Annotated in this window: 1 pseudogene; it reads right to left on the minus strand. The window is 57.1% G+C overall.

Features of this window, described 5'->3' with window-relative positions:
* Positions 1-473: 473 nt before the first annotated feature.
* Positions 474-685 (minus strand): annotated as a pseudogene (locus tag F3J20_RS31760) (IS5/IS1182 family transposase); the annotation flags it as partial.

Here is a 685-nt window from a genome sequence, read left to right on the forward strand (position 1 = left end):
CGGGGCCATGCGTGACTCCCGTGTGGACACCGGTACTTCCCGTGCGGCAACGTACCGGCCGCGTCATGCCGCCCGTTCTCCATCGCTCCCGGCGCAGTTGCATCCAGTGCTGCCCAGCCCGCTGTGCGTCCGCGTAACCGGTCAGCGCTTAATCCTGATGAATTCGTCGTCCTGGCTGATAAGCCGGTAGCACGCGACGATTCACCCCTTCAGGGTAGCAAGGACCTCGACGAGGATTCCGGACGCATGATGCCAATATCGATTCATCTACACATGCAATCGAGGCCGGTATCAATATCAATTGCGATACCTTTCTCAGCCCAACTTGGCATCGTTCTTTATAGACCAGAAGAATTTGCGAGACGCATACCTCTAGTGCTGGAAGCTAATTTGAAGGGCTGGCCGTGATTTGCCACGATACAGAGCGGTATTTCTCAGTAGCTCAGTGTGTTTTCATTATTGTGCTCGGTCGTCTGGTTAGCACCCGTGACCGTGATGGCCAACGGAATGCCGCGCGCATCTACGACGATGTGCCGTTTCGACCCGAGCTTGCCCCGCTCTGTCGGGTTAGGGCCGGTTTCCTGGCCCCCCGGGGGCTGGAAACACTGGCGGCATCAAGACTTGCCCGTTCCCAATCAATCTGGTCATGCTCACGCAATCGGCAAAGCATCGCCAGATGCAGTTT

The organism is Paraburkholderia sp. Cy-641, assembly GCF_011752945.1.
In the GTDB taxonomy this organism is placed as follows: domain Bacteria; phylum Pseudomonadota; class Gammaproteobacteria; order Burkholderiales; family Burkholderiaceae; genus Paraburkholderia.